Genomic DNA, 19,750 nt, shown 5'->3' with positions numbered 1-19,750 from the left:
ATTAACCTACCTCTACTTATACTTATTATATTTATTTGTACATTTTATTGTAATAATTTTGATATTCTCCAGATGTAACATTCTTCATCCATTCTTGGTTATCTAAGTACCATTGAATAGTCTTCTTTATACCAACTTCAAAAGCAGTTTCTGGATACCATCCTAATTCTTCTTTTATCTTTGTTGGGTCAATTCCGTATCTTCTATCGTGACCTTTTCTATCTTCAACATGCTTAATTAATGTTTCTGTTATTTCCTTATCAACATTTTCATTTAAGTATTCAATAACTGTCTTAACTATTTGGATATTAGTTCTTTCGTTGTGTCCTCCAACGTTGTAAACTTCTCCTACTCTTCCGTTGTTTATTACCATATCAATTGCTTTAGCATGATCTTCAACGAATAACCAGTCTCTTATATTCATTCCATCACCGTATACTGGTAAATCTTTGTGATCTAAGCAGTTATTAATTAATAATGGTATTAACTTTTCTGGGAATTGGAATGGACCATAGTTATTTGAACATCTTGTTATATTCATTGGCATTTTATATGTATCATGATATGCCTTAACCATTAGATCTGATCCTGCCTTACTTGATGAATATGGACTATGTGGATCAAGCGGCGTTGTTTCCATGAAATATCCTGTTTCTCCTAGTGAACCATAAACTTCATCAGTTGAAACATGTAAGAACTTAACTCCTTCTTTGTAAGTTCCATCTTCATTTTCCCATGCATTTCTTGCACAATTTAAAAGATTAACTGTTCCCATTACATTTGTCTTAGCAAATACTTCTGGCTCTCTTATACTTCTATCAACATGTGATTCTGCTGCAAAATGAGCTACATAGTTTATTTCATACTTTTCAAATAATGATGATACTAATTCTGCATCACAAATATCTCCGTGCACAAATATATGTCTAGGGTCATCTTGGATTGACTTTAAATTTTCTAAATTTCCTGCATAAGTTAACTTATCTAAGTTTATTATTCTTATGTTTTGGTATTTTTTTAGCATATATAATACAAAATTTGAACCTATAAATCCTGCTCCACCTGTCACTAAATATGTTTTCATTTCACTATTCTCCCTTATTCTTAATATTTTCCATGAAAGTTTCTAGTTCTTCTTCCCAATTTCTCATGTCATCACCAACTGTACATCTAAGCATCATATTATCAAGTGATGAATAAGTTGGTCTTTTAGCTATTTTCTTATTAAGACCTTTTATATAATCCTCAGTTGAAATAGGATTAACAACACAGTTTAATCCTGCAAGTTCCATAATTCTCTTAGCGAAATCATACCATGTACATTCACCTTTTGCTGTACAGTGGTATACACCATATTCTTCCGTTTCAATAAGTTTTAAAATATGATATGCTAAATCATTTGCAGATGTTGGATTACCTTTTTGATCATTAACAACAGTTATTGAATCTTTATCTTTTCCAAGTCTCATCATAGTGTATACAAAGTTATTTCCTTCATATCCATAAAGCCATGCTGTTCTTACTATATAATACTTAGACGAAAACTCTCTTACATAGTTTTCACCTTGTAATTTAGTCGTTCCATAAACACTTTGTGGCTCTACCTTATCATATTCTCTTAATTGAGTTTCCCTTAGCTTACCATCAAAAACATAATCAGTAGATACATTTACAAGCTTAGAACCTAACTCTTCACAAACCATAGCTAAGTTTCTTGGTCCTATTGCATTTACCTTAAATGCTGCATCATAATTTTCTTCACAACCATCAACATTAGTAAATGCTGCACAGTTTATTACTACATCTGGTTTAATATCATTTAAATAAGCTCTCACATTATCAAGCTTTGTTATATCTAAAACATCAACATCTGCTGCAAAAACCTCAGATGAAGCTACACTTTTAGATATTTCTCCAATTTCTGATTTACCTGTTCTTATTATCTTTTGAAGTTCTTTTCCAAGTTGCCCATTAGCACCTGTTATAACTATTTTCATAACTTTTCCTCCATACCTCTCATTATTTTTAATATACAAAAGGAAGGTCTTGTTCTTTTAATTGTTTATGATTTTTATCTTTTTCTGACAATAATATGTCCAAACCTTCTATTGGCCACTGTATGTTAATATTTTTATCATTCCACGGAATTCCACCATCATATTCTGGAGCATAAAAATCAGTGCACTTGTAATTAAAAGTTGCAACATCTGATAAAACTACAAACCCGTGAGCAAATCCTTCCGGAACATAAAATTGTCTTTTATTCTCAGCTGATAAATACACACCTTCCCATTGACCATAAGTAGGTGAACCCTTTCTTAAATCTACAGCAACATCCCAAACTTCTCCTTCAGTACATCTTACTAACTTACCTTGAGTATGCTTCGTTTGGAAGTGTAATCCTCTAAGTACTCCCTTACTTGATCTTGATTCATTATCTTGTACAAAGTTCATAGTTAGACCTGCTTTTTCAAAATCCTTCTTACTATAACTTTCCATAAAGTAACCTCTATTATCACCAAATACCTTTGGCTCTATAATATAAAGATCCGGAATCTTTGTTTCTATAAATCTAAAATTACCCATTTAATATCACTTTCCTTTTCTTAATAAATAAGGAAATGCATTGTATACTAAAACAACTGCAATAATTCCTAATGCCTTCATTGATATTTATTTCACTATTTTTTTAATTAAATCCATAATTATCTTATACCACTTAATTACTATTCAATTATATCCATAAGATATTTACCATATCCAGTTTTCATAAGCGGCTTTGCTAACTCTATAACTTGTTCTTTAGATATCCATCCCTGTCTATATGATATTTCTTCTAAGCAAGCTATGTAAGTTCCTTGTGTAGTTTGCACTGCTTCAACAAAATTTGATGCCTTTAGCATAGATGTGTGAGTTCCTGTATCAAGCCATGCCATTCCTCTACCTAATAACTCTACTGTTAAAGTTCCTTCTTCCATATATACTTTGTTTAAATCAGTTATTTCTAATTCTCCTCTTTCAGAAGGCTTTATATTCTTAGCTTTTTCCACTACTGAGTTATCATAGAAGTAAAGCCCTGGTACTGCATATTTTGATTTTGGATGCTCTGGCTTTTCTTCTAATGAAGTAACCTTACCTTTTTCATCAAAACCAACCACGCCAAATGCTCTTGGATCCTGAACATAATATCCAAAAACAGTTGCTCCTTTTTCCAGTTTTGCTGCATTCTCTAAATGACTTGTGAAGCTTTGTCCATAGAAAATATTATCTCCTAATATCATTGCCACTGAATCGTCGCCAATGAATTCTTCTCCTATGATAAATGCTTCTGCTAATCCATTTGGATGTTCTTGTACTGCATATTCTATATTTAATCCAAATTCACTTCCATCTTTAAATAATTCTTTGAAATTAATAATATCTCTTGGTGTTGATATTATTAATATATCCCTTATTCCTGCAAGCATTAAAACTGACATTGGATAATAAATCATCGGCTTATCATATATCGGAACCATTTGCTTTGACATTGCTTTTGTTACCGGATATAGTCTTGTTCCAGATCCACCTGCTAATATAATCCCCTTCATATCTTTTACCTACCTTTTCTTATTTAAATTGTTTTCTACTCTATTCCAATAACCTATATTACCAGAATACTTCTTCACTTTCTCTAGTGGAAGCTTTTTATATCTTTTTCCAACTCTATCTCCTAAAAATCTAGCAGCAAAATTTGGTATTATATTGAAAAATGCTTTAAAATTCTTATCTTTTAGAGATTCAACTGCTACTACTTTTAGTAATTTAAATGCACTACCACTGGCTCCATATTGAGTAAGGTATGCATTATCACTTAAAAACGCTCCTTGATCAAAGTAACGTTTAAATAATTCATTAAATTTATAATCATGTGAATGAATAACTTCTGCTTCAGAATTGTACATTATTTTATAACCGTTATTTATAAGTTTATATGCAAGATACATATCTTCATTAGTCAATAAATCTTTTCCATCATAACCATTTAACTTAACATATATATCTCTTTTAACGGCAGAAGCTGCATCTGAGAAAAAGAAAGTAACTATTCCTAATCTTTCTGTATCCTTCTTAGATACAATTCTAGATTCCTTAGGATAATTATTTATTCTTGTGTATTTTTCAATAGACTGATTATCACATATTTGTCTTGAAAATGCCGCCTCACATTTCCCTTCATAAATAGGTTTGCATAATTTATATAACCACTTTTTATCTTTAATAATAATATCTTGAGTTATAAACACAATAATATCACTATCACTTTCCATTGCTGCTTTTTCTCTTGTCAAACTATGTGAAAAATCACTTATAGATATGATTGTTAATTCTGCTTTTTCTAAGTCATTTACTATTTTATCTACTCCATCACCTGTATCAGTTAATATATATTTAATTACTTTCAAATCTATATCTTCCTGCATAAGTAATGATTTATGTAATGAATTAATATATTGCTTTGATTTATATAAGGGACATATTACTGTTACTGACATAATAATCCTCCATTTTAACTTTCAATTTATACTGCGCCTTCTTTTTTAATAACAGATATAACTGTTTTAAACATAATTTTAATATCAAGTAATATTGATTTATTATCAATATAATACATATCCATCTCAATTCTTTCATCATAAGAAGTATCACTTCTTCCATGTGCCTGCCAATATCCTGTTACCCCTGGAATCACTGAAAAAAGCTTATCTGCATATTGTCCATATTTGCATATCTCTTTTTCTACAATAGGACGAGGACCAACTAAGCTTAAGTCTCCTTTTAAAACATTTGCTAATTGTGGTATTTCATCTAGGCTTGTTCTTCTTAGAAAATCTCCAATCTTTGTTACTCTTGGATCGTTATCTAATTTAAAATTTTTATAATACTCCTCTTTTTGCTCATCTGAAAAAGACTCAAAAATCTCATCTGAATTAGAATACATAGTCCTAAACTTATATATTTTTATATCATTTCTATTCTTACCTTTCCTAGTATGTGCATAAAATACCGGACCTTTAGAATCCAGTTTAACTAAGATAGCTAAAATTAAGAATACAGGAATCAATAAAATTAATCCTATGAAAGATAAAACCAAATCCATAATCTTCTTTGTAATTGAATATAAGCTTACCTTTTCATTATCTACAATATCTGTAGAAACTACATTATTCATATTATAACCCTCACTTAAAAGATTTATTATTGTTTTCTTTATTTGCAACGTTGCATTAAAGTTTTCCTCTATATTTAACAAACAACATACGTTCTAAAAAACAACTATATTATAAAAACCACACCTAATATTGTTAGTGTAGTTTATACTTACTAATATTTCAAATTATAACTGTTAAGGCTATCCATTATGATACTATAATAGCTATGTTTTTGTCAATTAAATGTCGTTGGAATCGTTTTCTTTATGGCATGTAACTTTTTTATTAATTTTGTTTATTTTAACTATATAACAATAATTTAACTATTTATTTAATGTATTATTAATTATATAATACTGGAGATACTTATACAATAATATATGTTGCCAAAAATATAACTGCACTTAGAGAAACTTTTTAATACAGATATAAAAAAAGAGCCCACTTAGGCCTCTTTTTTTATACTTTAGCTATCATTTACTAAATACCCATAGCTTATTAACTATATAATTTATAATCATCACTATTGCTGTTGTTGTAACCAACCCTATAAATTTATTTAAATTACATAAATCAACTAATACATATAATATTCCTGTATTTAATCCAAGTCCAATAAGATTTAAAATAATAAACTTTATTGTTGTCTCTGTTGATGCCTTATCCTTATATTTAAATACCCATAAAGTATTCCATAAATAACTATTAACAGTACCTAAAATATATGCAATAATGTTGGCTAGTATATAATACATACCAAGTGCATTTAGAATAAAAAATATTATCCAATTTACTAATGTATTTATTACTCCAACCATGCCAAATTTTATAAATCTAATTACACCATCATTTATAAATTTCATGATCTTCTCCTCCCACTAAAGAATACAATCCTCCTATAGCAGCAAACATCATCATCGGCAAAATACAAACTAAATATCTTGACCTTGCTTCCCAAATAACTAAAAATAAAAATACTCCAAATATAGCTATTTGCACACATTGCACAATTTTATGCTTATCTCTATATTTAAATGCTGCAATTGAAGAAATAAATATAAGGGCTATAAGTGCTAAATTACTCATTTGAGCAATATAAATAATTATATTATTCTTTTCCCCAATTACATATTCCTCTACTTTATTATCTTCTAATGGCTGTCTACATAATTTATTAATAGAATAATATGTTCCATCATTCCAAGTAAACTTTATTTTTTTATCTAAAAATTCTAAATATCCCTTAAATCCATAATCTCTAAGTCTATTTTCAATTTCTTCTATATTAGCCTTCTTAGCTTTTTCTTTATCTTTAAAAGAAGAGGTAAAATCTACATCTTCTTTATTATAACCGCCATCACCTTTAAGTCCCATCATTATCCAATGAGTCATAGGAAGTCCTGCTTCACTATATTTTATAGGCATTACATAACTTGCAATAGCCTTATATCCTGAAAATATAACTAAAAATGAAATCAAAATTATTAAATTACTAACCAAACCTTTTATTATTTTGTTAGTGCATAATATATATATAATTATAGCAACTACCACAATAATTATATTAGTTTTTAATATAACACCTAATGCCCCAAACACACCTATACCTATTAAATTCCAAATCTCATAATATGATTTACTTTCATTATAATTATATAAAAATAATAATATTGCTACTGGAAATATCATAGTTGTTGTATCTGTATAAAGTATTGGAGAATAAGCAAATAATGGAATTATAAAAATAGATAAAAAACTAAATAATGTTGCCATTTTTAAATTAAATACTTTCTTAACTAAAATATATGTTAGCACTAAAGCTCCATCTATCATTATTATATTAAAAATGCTCCCCACAATAAGATAAACTATTTCATTTGTTGTAAATAAACTTATACATTTAAATAATGCTGTATACATAAGAAGTGCACCAATATTATTGGGATAAAAATTATAATAATATTCTGGTAATTCAAATACTGAATTAGCTATTCTATGAGCGTCATAAAATATAACTCCAAAATCCCAACTTGGTTTAACTCTGCAATATATAACAAAAATAACTTGTAAAATTAATAATATTATCCCAAATAAAATACTAATTTTAATCAATTTTTTATCATCTAACTTATCAAATGTATGTTTTAATATTAATAATATAGCTAATATAATTATAGCCCCTAATACTACTATTAATTTATTCATAGGAAATAATCTTCCATAATTTGATGTAATGTTAATAAATAGTAAATATAAACTTACTATTGTAAAAACACATGCAAATATTTTTAATAAAATATTTCCTATACTATTTAACTTCATATTAAAATCCTCCTAAATCTATAATTAATTTTTTATAAACTTATCTATTATAAATTTAGGTCTCTTTTTAGTTTCAATATAAATTTTACCTATGTACTCCCCTATTATTCCTAAGCATAAGAGTTGAATTCCACCTAACATCCATATTGATACAACAATTGTTGCCCACCCTTCAACTGTTTTGCCAAGACACCATAAAGTTATAAAATATATTAAAAATAATAAACTTGTTGTAAACATTATCATACCTAAATTTAATATCAATTTTATAGGTTTTACACTAAAAGATGTTATACCTTCAAAAGCAAAAGAAAGCATCTTTTTAAGTGGATACTTAGACTCTCCTGCAAACCTTTCACTTCTCTCGTATAAAACCACATCACTTCTATATCCTATAAGAGGCACTATTCCTCTTAAAAATAAATTTACTTCCTCAAATTCTCCTAAAGCTTCCAAAGCTCTCTTACTCATTAATCTATAATCCGCATGATTATAAACTATGTCAACTCCTAAAAGTTTCATTACTTTATAAAATCCTTGTGCAGTAGTTCTTTTAAATACAGTATCTGTTTTTCTATCACTTCTAACACCATAAACTACATCACACCCATCAATAAATCTATCAATAAATTTATCAATTACATTAACATCATCTTGTAAATCTGCATCTAAAGAGATTGCTGCATCACAATAATCCTTAACAGTCATTAATCCTGCTAATAAAGCATTTTGATGGCCTCTATTTCTTGATAATTTAATCCCTGCAAATAATTCATCACTTTCTTTAAGTTCTTCAATAATACTCCAAGTATTATCTTTACTACCATCATCAACAAAAGTTATTCTACTATCTTTGCTTATTTTATTTTCACTAATAAGCTGATTCATTTTAATTTTTAATCTAGCAGATGTTTCGTGAAGCACTGCCTCTTCATTATAACAAGGTAAAACTAAATATATAGTTTTCATTAAATTTTCTCTCCTTTATATTAATTTATAAAATTAATTCTTTTACAACTTATAAAATTATATCATAAATAATTAATTCTCTAAAAAACTTTAAAAAAGAACTCTAATAGAGTTCTTCCCCCTATTTCAAGTTCTTTAATATTTCAACACATTCTTTACCAGTATTTTGCCAACTTAAAGTATTTAAATATTCCTTTGAAACTTTATTTATTTCTTTTAATAAATTTGGATTATTAATTGCATTTTTAAACATTTCATAAAACTCATTATAATCAAATGATGTAACTAAAGCTGAACCTTTAGGGAAGAAATAATTAAATGTTCCCTCCTTAAATTCAAATATAGGTAATCCTGTAGCTAACATTTCATATGGTACTAAAGATATATTTGTTAACGATCCAACCATCCCAAAATCTGAATTATTATATAACTCTAACAATTCCTCTTTAGTAAGCTTTCCTATATTTTTTCCTCCATCACATTTAAAGTCAGTAGATTCACCATAATATTTAACATTTAAAGTTATACCATCTTTCAATAAGTCGCCCTGCAACTTTTTAACCATATGTTGACATATATATGGTGCTCTTTTTCCAGTATCTTTAACATAAACAGCCATATTGAATTCTTTTTTATTAGGATACTCATCAAAATTTCTACCTTTATCATAATATTCTTTTCCCTCATAAGGGAAAGTAATTACATCTATTGGTGAAATTATTGAGCATTCTCTTTCTACCATATGCTTATTCCAAGCTCCTAAGCTTATCATATGGAATCCTAATTCATAAGTCTTTTGTGCAATTATAAAAGCTTCACCAAACATATAAAAATATGGCTCATAATCTTGTACAAAATACATTTTATATCCATCAATTTTTTTTGCATGATAAACTGTATCCCATTGAGTTGCAATTACTACGTCAGTTTCAATATCTTCAATTAATCCATTAATAAAAGTCCCCTTATATCCTGATAATGTAGCTTCTGCATTACTTTTCATTTCTTCAAGACTTTCATTATCATAAATTGAAAAATATCTTACATCATAACCATTTTTACTTAATTCAGTACCTAATCTTAAAATTGATGTATGACCTCCACTATATAATGGCATTCCAGGAATAATAAAAGTTATCTTTTCTACTTTTTCTGGAACATTATTCTCAATAGGAGTAAAATCTACAACTTTCAAAATATTATCTATAAACTTTTTATAATTTCTTTGTTTTCTTAAATAGTTAACTTTTTTTAAAACTTTAATCATTTTTTACCTTCTTTATATAAATTATCTTTTACGAATTCTATCTATAACATTTTCAATTGCTTCAAATAAAAATTTATCTCTTAGTATGATTAATGATATAAAATAAACTAGAGATCCTATCGCTATTTGAAGTACAAGGAATAAAATACTAATTGGTGTTACATTTCCAACCAATCTTACAATTGCTAACATCAATATCCCACTTACCCAATACTTATATGTTTCTTTTATCCAAGTAAAATCAAACACCACTCTGGCAAACCAAAACTGGATTAATGCAATTGATAATTCAGCTGACACTGTAGCTATTACTGCTCCCATAGCTGCAAATCGTGGTATTAATAATAAGTTAAAGCAAAAATTAACTAATGCTCCTATACAAACAGATGCTGTATATTCTTTATTCTTTCCTATAGCTAGTAAATACTGTGTACCAAAAACATTACCAAGACCTATTATTATTACCAATACCGGTGAAATCTTAGTTAATGGAATTACACTTAAAAACTCATTACCAAAAAGTATTGGTACAAATTTATCACTTATCCCTATTAAACCAAAAGTTATCGGTATAGATAAAAAACTAATTACAACAAATGCTTTTCTTAAACTCTTTTTAACTTCATTTAAATCATCTTTACTAAATAGATTAGCAATTCTAGGGAGCATTACAATACCTAAAGAAGTAACAACAGATAATAATATTCTTACTATCTTTTGTGATTGATCATAATATCCTGCTTCTACTGCCCCCTTAAATAAATCTATCATTGTTTTATCTAAAACTGTATAAACTTGCGTAGCTATTTGCGGTACAAATAATGCTAGTATAGGCATAATGTGCATTGCTATTTTTAATTTACCAATTTCTTTAACTTTAAGCATATCCTTACCGACATAAAACCACATAATTAATTGACCTACAAACATTGTTCCTGCATTAATTAAAATATACTTCCATAAATCATCTCTTGTTTTTACAAAAATAAATATTAATATTACAGAAATTATTTTGGCAAAAAAACTTCTTAATGATGCATTTTTAAAATTTTCAATACCCAGGAAATACCAAGATATATCAACAGCAGCTGCTAATATATAAAATCCTTGTAGCATATAGAAAACTCCATATTTGTGACTTTGCCCTAGTGTTAAAGCAAATACCATGTAAGCCAAAATACACCCAGTAAATTGAATAGAAAATATCTCCCAAAAAGTTTTCTTTAACTTATCTTTCTTCTCTCTTATAGTTGCTATCTTTTTAGTTGCATATATACTTATTCCTAAACTACCAAGCAAAATAAAATACTGTGTATTTGCATATGTAACAGTATTTATACCTATTCCATCTGCAGACAAAACTCTTGATACATAAGGTATTGTTAGTACAGGCAATAAAACTGAAGTCATTTGATATAATAAATTATACAAATAATTCTTCTTAACGCTCATGGTCATAATACTTGCACCTCTTATTCTTTATAATTATTTATTTTTCTATATTTATTGTCTTAAATAATTATTTATTAACTCTCTAAATTTGTCAATAATATAACCAATTTGTTAATAAAAGTTTTAATTAGATATTTAAAAAACAAAAAAGCCTACTTATTTCAGCAATATTTATACTAAAATAAGCAGACTTTAACTAAAAAAATACTATTTGTTTATTCTTCATATCCCTTTGGATTATTGCTTTGCCATCTCCAAGAGTCTTCACACATTTCATCAATTCCTCTTTCAGCCTTCCAACCTAACTCTTCATTAGCTTTTGTTGGATCTGCATAGCAAGTAGCAATATCTCCTGGTCTTCTATCTACTATTTCATAAGGAATTTCTTTTCCACATGCTTTACTGAATGCATTAACTACATCTAACACAGAATACCCTTTTCCTGTTCCTAAATTATATGTTACAAGTCCTGGATTAGTTTCAAGTTTCTTTAATGCTTTAACATGTCCATCAGCTAAGTCAACAACATGAATATAATCTCTTACTCCAGTACCATCATGAGTTGGATAATCATTACCAAATACTCTTAACTTTTCTAATTGACCTACAGCAACCTTTGTGATGTATGGCATTAAATTATTTGGAATTCCATTTGGATCTTCTCCAATAGTTCCACTCTTATGAGCTCCTACTGGATTGAAGTATCTAAGTAATGCAACATTTAAAGTCTTGTCTGCATGGCAGATATCTCTAAGCATATTTTCAATCATAAGTTTAGTTTGACCATATGGATTTGTTGCTGAAAGTGGTGAATCTTCAGTTATTGGCACTACTTTAGCATCTCCATAAACTGTTGCTGAAGAACTAAATACAAAATTCTTACAGTTATACTTTCTCATTACCTTTAACATAACAAGTGCACTTGTTAAATTGTTATAGTAATATTCTAATGGCTTTTCTACTGATTCACCTACTGCCTTTAAAGCTGCAAAGTGAATTACAGAATCTATATTATTTTCTTTGAATATCTTTTCTGTTTCATCTTCTAAAGTTAAATCAACATTATAAAACTTAGTAGTCTTACCTGTTATCTTTTCTATTCTCTCTTTAACTATTTCTTTACTGTTACAAAGGTTATCTGCAATAATAACGTCATAACCTCCATTTAAAAGCTCTACTGCTGTATGGCTTCCTATATATCCCATACCACCTGATATTAAAACGGCCATTTATATACCTCCCTATTTTAAACATTAAATTGTTTACATTTACATTATATACCTAACATATTACATAAATCAAACTTTATTAATCAATTTAATAAAGCTTTTTTATCATATTAAAATAAATATAACTGAGAAAGTCACTAAGGACTTTCTTTCTCAATTATCAATTATTCAAAGTGTTTCACTATTAATTCCACTATTCTTTCACAAGCTTTTCCATCACCATATGGATTTATTGCATGTGCCATTTTATGATATTCTAAATCGTCAATTACTAACTCATTAGTGATTTCAAATATTTTATTTCTTTCAACACCTGCTAGTTTAACTGTTCCAGCCTTTACAGCTTCTGGTCTTTCTGTTTCAGTCCTTAAAACAACTACAGGTTTTCCCAGTGCAGGTGCTTCCTCCTGAATGCCACCTGAATCAGTCATTATCAGGTAACATTTATTCATTAAATTTGCAAAGTCCACATATTCTAATGGTTCAATTAAAGCTACTTTATCTTCAATTCCTTTAAAACTTTCTCTTGCTAAATCCCTTATTAAAGGATTTTTATGCATTGGGAATATTATTTGCACATCCTTATTTTGCTCTGCCACTTCTCTCACAGATGCAAAAATATTTTTCATTGGTTCTCCCCAATTTTCTCTTCTATGAGCAGTCAGCAATATAACCTTATTGTTCTTAAAATCTATTTTATTTAATTCTTCATTTTCAAATTTATGTTCTTTATTTATTACACTTAATAATGCATCAATAACAGTATTTCCTGTTCTAAATACATTCTCAACTATTCCTTCTTTAGCTAAGTTAGCTTCATTACTTTCTGTAGGTGCAAAATGAAGAGTAGCTATGGCCCCTGTTAATTTTCTATTTGCTTCCTCTGGAAATGGTGAATACATATCTCCTGTTCTAAGTCCAGCTTCTACATGACCAATTGGAATTTTATTATAAAAAGCTGCTAAAGCACCATTTAACGTAGTTGACGTATCTCCATGAACAAGGACAATATCAGGTCTAAATTCCTTAAGTACCTTATCTACCCCTGTTAACACTTTATTGCATATATCTATTATTGTTTGCCCATGTGCCATTATATTTAAATCAAAATCTGGTTTAACATCAAATATATCTAAAACAGAATCTAGCATTTCTCTATGTTGTGCTGTAACACAAATTTTTGCATCAATTCGTTCGTCTTTTTCCAACAATTTAACCAAAGGACACATCTTTATCGCCTCTGGTCTTGTTCCAAATACCGACAAAACTTTAATCTTTTCCATTCTATACACCCCTTTAGGTAATCCTTTTACATTTTTATTATTATATAGGTTTTTTGCAAAGTCAACATCTTGTGGTATAATAGCAACATATTATAATTTCACAGCCTCTTAAGTTACAAAATATCAGTTACTTAAAGCTTTGAATTATTTATATATCCAACAAGGATACATCTAACTTATTTGATTATTTATAGTAATAATAAGTTAGAAATAAAAATAGGAGGTGATTTTCTTGAATAGAAAATCAACAGTACTATCAGTATTACTTGCTACAACTATTTGCTTCACTAACATAATTGGATCATTTTCAGTTTATGCTGATGATTTAGATGATGAAAGACAAGCTATCTCAGAAAGCAAGGCCCAATATGACTTACTAGATGAACAAATATTGTCCCTTAATTCTGAAATTGCAAATATAAATATAGAAATAGACAATATCAATACTAAGCTAAAAGATAACCAAACACAAATTGCAAATACAGAAACAGAAATTAAAAGTACAAAAGCTTTATTGGAACAAACAGAACTAGAAATATCAGAAAAAGAATCTATTTTAAGCAAAAGACTTAGAAATATCCAAAAAAGTAATCTAATGTCCAATATGCTGGCATACTTGCTTGCTTCTGAAAGCCTAACTGATATTTTTGACAGATTTGATGCTGTAAGCAAGATAGTATATCTAGACAAAGAATTAATTAGTGAAGTAAAAGAAAAAAAAGAAACTTTAACAGTTACAATGGATGAGCTTAGCAGTAAAGAAGCTTCTTTACAAGCTCTAAAAGAAGAAACTGAAAGTTCTTTAAAAGAATTAGAAAGCAAGAAATCTGAACAAGAAACAAAAATAGCACAACTTAATGAAGAGCAAGCTAAAGTTTCATCTGTAATAGAAGCAAATGAGCAAAAACTTATTGCGTATTCTGTATCTATTATAGAAAACTCTAATACTATATCTGAATTACAAGAATCAATTTCAACTTTAACTTATTTAATACCTACTTTAAATAGCTCTACAGTTATTGAAGCTGCTAATAATAGTATTTCTCAAGGTAATCTTAAAGTTGAAAAAATTAATGCTGAAGAAAAGGCCAAAGCAGAAGCTGCCATTCCATCAAGAGGTGAATCAATGACTGTCACATTTACACCTGGGGCAAGCTCAGGTTCTACAGCATTATCAACATTAACTATGCAATCAACAGCTTATACTGGTGGTACATTAACAGCTACTGGTACTAAACCGGTTTATAATCCTGGTGGTATAAGCACCATTGCTGTAGACCCTAGCGTTATTCCTTTAGGATCTAAAGTTTACGTTTCAGGATATGGAATAGCCATTGCTGCTGATACAGGGGGAGCTATAAACGGAAATATTATTGACCTTTACTTTAACTCAGAAGCAGATTGCATTGCTTGGGGAAGAAGAAATGTTACAGTTGAAATACTAGCTTTACCTGGTCAATGGTAATTTTTTAAAACTTTGCCGAAGTTTCATTATGAATTTCAGCCTTTTACTATAAAGTAAAATGGCATTGGATTACAGTCCAATGCCATTTTATCTTAACTATTATTTCTTTAATATATTTAAATATTCTATGAATCCATCTCTAAGGTCTTCTCTTCTTAATGCATACTCTACAGTTGCTTTTAAAAATCCAAGCTTATCTCCCACATCATATCTTGTTCCTTCAAAGTCATATGCATACATAGCTTCTTCATCAATAAGCTTTAATAATGCATCTGTTAATTGTATTTCTCCACCTTTTCCTGGCTTTGTTTCTTCAAGAATTTTAAAGATTTGTGGTGTAATTATATATCTTCCTAAGATAGCTACATTACTTGGTGCTTCTTCCACTGGTGGCTTTTCAACAAGACCTTTTACTTTATAAACTCTATCTTCAATATGAATTCCATTTACTATTCCATATTTATTAACATCTTTTGCTTCTACAGTTTGAACACCTAAAACAGAAGTTTTATACTCATCATAACAATCAATAAGTTGCTTTAAACAAGGTTTTCCTTCATTGTATACTATATCATCGCCTAAAAGAACTGCAAATGGTTCATTACCTACAAAAGTCTTTGCACAACTAATAGCATGTCCAAGCCCCTTTGGTTCCTTTTGTCTAATAAAGTGAATATCTACCATATCCGAGATTTCTCTTACCATTTTTAACATTTCTTCTTTTCCACTTTTTTCAAGTTCTAGCTCAAGCTCTACAGATTTATCAAAATGATCTTCAATACATTTCTTACTTCTTCCTGTAATAATAAGTATCTCTTCTATTCCTGAAGCTACTGCTTCTTCTATAATATATTGAATTGTTGGTTTATCTACTATTGGCAGCATTTCTTTAGGTTGTGCCTTTGTTGCTGGTAAAAATCTTGTTCCTAGACCCGCTGCTGGAATTATAGCTTTTCTAATCTTTTTACTCATAATTATTCCCCTTCTAAAAATATCACTTATAATTATACCGTATTTAATATTAAATACGCAATTATATTCTTCATAATAATATTTATTATGATATAATGAATATTATTATACATTATTATATTTAGTAAACATTTTGTTATACTAAATGATATAAGAATATAGCAAGGAGTTTTAAAATGAATAAAGATAAAAAAACAAAAAAACTTCCTAAATGGACAAAGATAGTATTATGTATATTTTCAGCAATTATTCTAACTATAGCCGCCTTATGTACTTATAGCTATTATACTGTTAATAATATAGTTAATAAGTCTGAAAAAATTGATCTTAAAGAAGATGAGTTAGGTGTAGTTGATGAAGAAGAACTAAAACAATATGATGATTATACAGAAATAATTAATATTGCTCTTTTAGGAATAGATAGTACTGATAGTACATCAGGAAGATCTGATTCAATTATGGTAGCTACTTTAGATCCAATCCATAATAAACTTAAACTTACATCTTTTATGAGAGATTCATATGTAAATATTTCTAACTATGGATATGATAAATTAAATCATGCTTACGCTTATGGCGGAGCTAACTTAGCAATTAACACTTTAAATACAAACTTTGGTTTAAATATAACTGATTTTGTTGCAGTAGATTTCGCTTCTCTTCCTAAAATTATAGATAGCCTTGGCGGAATAACTATTGATATAACAGAAGAAGAATTAAATTATATAAATGGATATATAAACAATATAAATTCTGTTAGTGGTACTAACTCTCCTATTATAACAACGCCTGGAGCTCATCATGTTGATGGCGCTCAAGCACTTGCATATTCAAGAATAAGATATACATCCGGAGGAGACTTTAAAAGAACTGAAAGACAAAGAACAGTATTAACTGCTTTATTTAATAAAGCTTTAAATGTACCTGCTACTCAATATCTAGATGTTATTTCAACTTTAGCTCAATATGCAACTACTAATTTAAATACTAATGAAATATTAAAACTTGCAACAAAAATAGGATCTATGGGCTTAAATGGAGTAACTATTGAACAAGAACGTTTCCCTATTGATGGCTATTGTGAAGGAACTATGATTGATGGAATATATTATTTGACTTTTGATGCTACTGCTACAAGAACTCAAGTTATGAATTATATATTTAATGATCAGTTACCTCAATAAAAATAAAATGATGTGTCAAAGTACTCTTTGATTCATCATTTTTTATTTAAACACTATAACGAAAGAGGTTCATACATTATGAAAAAATTAAAGAAAATCTTATTACTCTCATCTATTGCAATTATTTTAATAGCTTTATCAATATTTGCTTTTATAAAAACACTTAGTTCTAAAGTTGAACGTATTGATATTGATAGATCTTCTATTACTGAAGTTTCTAAAGGAACTGTTCCTGAAAATAGCGATGAAGTTATTACAATAGCTTTACTAGGTGCTGATTATAGTAATAATAATGGTGCAGCTGATGTAACTATGCTTTTATCCATTAATAAAAAAACAAATGAAATTAATTTATGTTCTTTGATGAGAGATATGTATCTTGATCTTCCTGATGGTGGAATGTCAAATTTAAACTATACATTAAATGATGGTGGTGCAGAACTCTTACTTAAAACTATAAATTATAATTTTGGCTTGGCTATAGATAAATTTGCACAAGTTAATCTCCACACTCTTCCTATAATAATAGACAAGCTAGGTGGTTTAGAACTTAATATTTATAGTGATGAATTAAACTATATAAATAATTATATTGATAATATAGATTCAGAAAATAATACATCTACAGAACATATAACTACCACTGGAACTCAACTTTTAAATGGTACCCAAGTTGCAGCATACTGTAGAATAAGATATACATCTGATGGTGATTATAAAAGAACTGAGCGTCATAGAACTGTTATAAATACACTATTTAATAAATTTAAAGATATATCATTAACTGAAGGATTATCTTTAGTTAATGATATTTTAGGACTTGTTTCAACAAACCTTACTGACAGTGAAATCATTTCCATAGGATCAACTCTTTTATCTATGAACTCTGCCTCTATTAACCAAGGAAGATTTCCTGAAGATGGCGATCACTATACTGAATGGACAGACATGTATCATATGATAATAGATAAAGAAACTACAAGAGAAAAACTTCAGTCTTTCCTTTATGAATAACTATTTTAAGATTTAAAGGACTGTTGAAAGAATTGTGTAATATCACTTCTTTAAACAGTCCTCATAGTATATTATATATCTTCCTAATATGGCTACATTTGTTGGTGCTTCTTCCACTGCAGGCTTTTCCACTAAGCCTTTTACTTTATATACTCTATGTTCAATATGTAATCCATCAACTATTCCATATTTATTAACATCTTTTTCTGATACTGTTTGCACACCTAAAACTGATGTCTTATATTCATCATAACAATCAATAAGTTGCTTTAAGCAAGGTTTTTCTTCGTTATATACAATATCATCTCCAAGAAGTACTGCAAATGGCTCATCTCCTACGAAAGTCTTAGCACATTGAATAGCGTGTCCAAGCCCCTTTGGTTCCTTTTGTCTTATAAAGTGAATACCCACCATATCTGATATATCTCTAACCATTTTAAGCATTTCTTGCTTTCCACTCTTTTCAAGTTCAAGCTCTAATTCAACAGATTTATCAAAGTGATCTTCAATGCACTTTTTACTTCTTCCTGTTATTACAAGTATTTCTTCAATTCCAGGGGCTGTATCAAAATAATATTTGATACAGCCCCTCATAATATAAATTACTAAAAGTTAAAATTACATGTTTTGAATTTTTCTAAAACTACTTTATTGCAATTGTCACTAATATATAACTTGCTAATAGCTAACTCTATATTTTTATGTAACTGATCTTCATCACTTTCCATAGTTACATACTTAGTTAATTCATTGCTTATTTCTATAATAACTTCACAACATCTAGATTTCATACTTTCTTCAATTAAATTAAGTATTACTGATCTATAAATTATATAGCCATAAGTTGAACATAATTTTAAGTAATCTATAATTTCTTGTGATTTTATCTTCTTAAATCTATATTTGATTCTCATAATATCAGCTTGACTACAATTATCTTCGTTAATTATAAAATGTATAGCTGCATTTATAAATTCTTCTTTTATTTCTTCTGTTATATTGTTTTCTACGTAATTTAATATTAATTGTTCCATATTTAAACTCTTCATATCTCTACCCCATTAAAAAATTTCTCCAGAAAAAAGTTAGTGCTTAAATTTTTCTGGAGAAGTTATAAAATTATAGTATAGTTTTTAAATACTCAATAAATCCCTCTCTTAACTCTTCTTTTCTAAGAGCATATTCAACTGTAGCCTCAAGAAATCCAATCTTATCCCCTACGTCATATACCAGTTCTTTAGCTTTGTATACTCTATCTTCAATATGCAGTTCATCATGTAGTTCATCAACTATTCCATACTTATTAACATCTTTTTGAGCTACTGTTTGAACTCCTAAAACTGAAGTTTTATACTCTCCATAACAATCGATTAATATACTTAATAAAAATTGTCTATAAAG

Annotated in this window: 18 protein-coding genes and 2 pseudogenes; 3 read left to right on the top strand and 17 right to left on the bottom strand. The window is 28.4% G+C overall.

Annotation, left to right across the window (positions count from 1 at the left end):
* Positions 1-31 precede the first annotated feature (31 nt).
* The 13 genes from rfbB to wecB all read right to left on the bottom strand — a co-directional run bounded on the left by rfbB (position 32) and on the right by wecB (position 13,714).
* Positions 32-1,084 carry a dTDP-glucose 4,6-dehydratase gene (gene rfbB / locus BHW04_RS04805; RefSeq protein ID WP_302699083.1) on the bottom strand — a complete coding sequence of 351 codons (1,053 nt, stop codon included), beginning with the start codon at positions 1,082-1,084 and terminating at the stop codon, positions 32-34.
* A gap of 4 nt (positions 1,085-1,088) precedes the next feature.
* Positions 1,089-1,997: a dTDP-4-dehydrorhamnose reductase gene (rfbD, locus tag BHW04_RS04800; protein ID WP_302699082.1), complete on the bottom strand. Its 909-nt coding sequence runs from the start codon at positions 1,995-1,997 to the stop codon at positions 1,089-1,091.
* Between the two features lie 28 nt (positions 1,998-2,025).
* On the bottom strand, positions 2,026-2,586 hold the full coding sequence (gene rfbC, locus BHW04_RS04795) for a dTDP-4-dehydrorhamnose 3,5-epimerase (RefSeq protein WP_302623757.1): 561 nt from the start codon (positions 2,584-2,586) through the stop codon (positions 2,026-2,028).
* Between the two features lie 140 nt (positions 2,587-2,726).
* Positions 2,727-3,590 (bottom strand): glucose-1-phosphate thymidylyltransferase RfbA, encoded by an 864-nt coding sequence (gene rfbA / locus BHW04_RS04790; RefSeq protein WP_302623758.1) that lies wholly within the window; start codon positions 3,588-3,590, stop codon positions 2,727-2,729.
* A gap of 9 nt (positions 3,591-3,599) precedes the next feature.
* The gene (locus BHW04_RS04785; protein WP_302623759.1) at positions 3,600-4,535 is read right to left on the bottom strand and encodes a glycosyltransferase family 2 protein; all 936 of its coding nucleotides are present in this window, start codon (positions 4,533-4,535) and stop codon (positions 3,600-3,602) included.
* A gap of 26 nt (positions 4,536-4,561) precedes the next feature.
* Complete coding sequence (locus BHW04_RS04780) at positions 4,562-5,212, bottom strand: sugar transferase (protein WP_302699081.1); 651 nt, start codon at positions 5,210-5,212, stop codon at positions 4,562-4,564.
* A gap of 453 nt (positions 5,213-5,665) precedes the next feature.
* Positions 5,666-6,055 (bottom strand): GtrA family protein, encoded by a 390-nt coding sequence (locus BHW04_RS04775; protein ID WP_302699080.1) that lies wholly within the window; start codon positions 6,053-6,055, stop codon positions 5,666-5,668.
* Complete coding sequence (locus tag BHW04_RS04770; protein WP_302699079.1) at positions 6,039-7,514, bottom strand: glycosyltransferase family 39 protein; 1,476 nt, start codon at positions 7,512-7,514, stop codon at positions 6,039-6,041. Before BHW04_RS04770 ends, BHW04_RS04775 begins: the two co-directional genes overlap by 17 nt.
* Before the next feature lie 24 nt (positions 7,515-7,538).
* Positions 7,539-8,483 carry a glycosyltransferase family 2 protein gene (locus BHW04_RS04765; RefSeq protein WP_186834439.1) on the bottom strand — a complete coding sequence of 315 codons (945 nt, stop codon included), beginning with the start codon at positions 8,481-8,483 and terminating at the stop codon, positions 7,539-7,541.
* A gap of 121 nt (positions 8,484-8,604) precedes the next feature.
* Entirely contained in the window at positions 8,605-9,750 is a 1,146-nt protein-coding gene (locus BHW04_RS04760; protein WP_186834438.1) for a glycosyltransferase, read from the bottom strand.
* A gap of 21 nt (positions 9,751-9,771) precedes the next feature.
* Positions 9,772-11,208, bottom strand: coding sequence for a flippase (locus BHW04_RS04755; protein ID WP_302653684.1), 1,437 nt, complete (start codon positions 11,206-11,208; stop codon positions 9,772-9,774).
* A gap of 209 nt (positions 11,209-11,417) precedes the next feature.
* Positions 11,418-12,431, bottom strand: coding sequence for a UDP-glucose 4-epimerase GalE (gene galE / locus BHW04_RS04750; RefSeq protein WP_022212847.1), 1,014 nt, complete (start codon positions 12,429-12,431; stop codon positions 11,418-11,420).
* A gap of 164 nt (positions 12,432-12,595) precedes the next feature.
* On the bottom strand, positions 12,596-13,714 hold the full coding sequence (wecB, locus tag BHW04_RS04745) for a non-hydrolyzing UDP-N-acetylglucosamine 2-epimerase (protein WP_302699078.1): 1,119 nt from the start codon (positions 13,712-13,714) through the stop codon (positions 12,596-12,598).
* 232 nt (positions 13,715-13,946) lie between these two features.
* Between wecB and BHW04_RS04740 the strand changes: the two genes are divergently transcribed.
* Positions 13,947-15,179: a 3D domain-containing protein gene (locus BHW04_RS04740; protein ID WP_302699077.1), complete on the top strand. Its 1,233-nt coding sequence runs from the start codon at positions 13,947-13,949 to the stop codon at positions 15,177-15,179.
* A 99-nt stretch (positions 15,180-15,278) separates the two neighbouring features.
* Here the strand turns inward: BHW04_RS04740 and galU are convergent, their stop codons facing one another.
* Positions 15,279-16,151 carry a UTP--glucose-1-phosphate uridylyltransferase GalU gene (galU, locus tag BHW04_RS04735; protein ID WP_302699076.1) on the bottom strand — a complete coding sequence of 291 codons (873 nt, stop codon included), beginning with the start codon at positions 16,149-16,151 and terminating at the stop codon, positions 15,279-15,281.
* A 176-nt stretch (positions 16,152-16,327) separates the two neighbouring features.
* On the opposite strand from galU, the gene BHW04_RS04730 reads away from it, so the two are divergent.
* Entirely contained in the window at positions 16,328-17,335 is a 1,008-nt protein-coding gene (locus BHW04_RS04730; RefSeq protein ID WP_302699075.1) for an LCP family protein, read from the top strand.
* 78 nt (positions 17,336-17,413) lie between these two features.
* The gene (locus BHW04_RS04725; RefSeq protein ID WP_302699074.1) at positions 17,414-18,349 is read left to right on the top strand and encodes an LCP family protein; all 936 of its coding nucleotides are present in this window, start codon (positions 17,414-17,416) and stop codon (positions 18,347-18,349) included.
* Positions 18,350-18,418: 69 nt separating this feature from the next.
* Here BHW04_RS04725 and BHW04_RS04720 read toward each other — a convergent pair.
* The 3 genes and pseudogenes from BHW04_RS04720 to BHW04_RS04710 form a co-directional block, all read right to left on the bottom strand.
* Positions 18,419-18,910 (bottom strand): annotated as a pseudogene (locus tag BHW04_RS04720) (UTP--glucose-1-phosphate uridylyltransferase); the annotation flags it as partial.
* Positions 18,911-18,954: 44 nt separating this feature from the next.
* Positions 18,955-19,398, bottom strand: a complete 444-nt coding sequence (locus BHW04_RS04715; RefSeq protein ID WP_186834431.1) for a hypothetical protein — start codon at positions 19,396-19,398, stop codon at positions 18,955-18,957.
* Between the two features lie 70 nt (positions 19,399-19,468).
* Positions 19,469-19,732, bottom strand: a pseudogene (locus BHW04_RS04710) (hypothetical protein); the annotation flags it as partial.
* Positions 19,733-19,750: the final 18 nt, after the last annotated feature.

It is taken from the genome of Clostridium sp. 29_15, assembly GCF_001916075.1.
Taxonomy (GTDB): domain Bacteria; phylum Bacillota; class Clostridia; order Clostridiales; family Clostridiaceae; genus Clostridium; species Clostridium lentum.
This window is presented reverse-complemented; position numbering and strand designations above follow the sequence as displayed.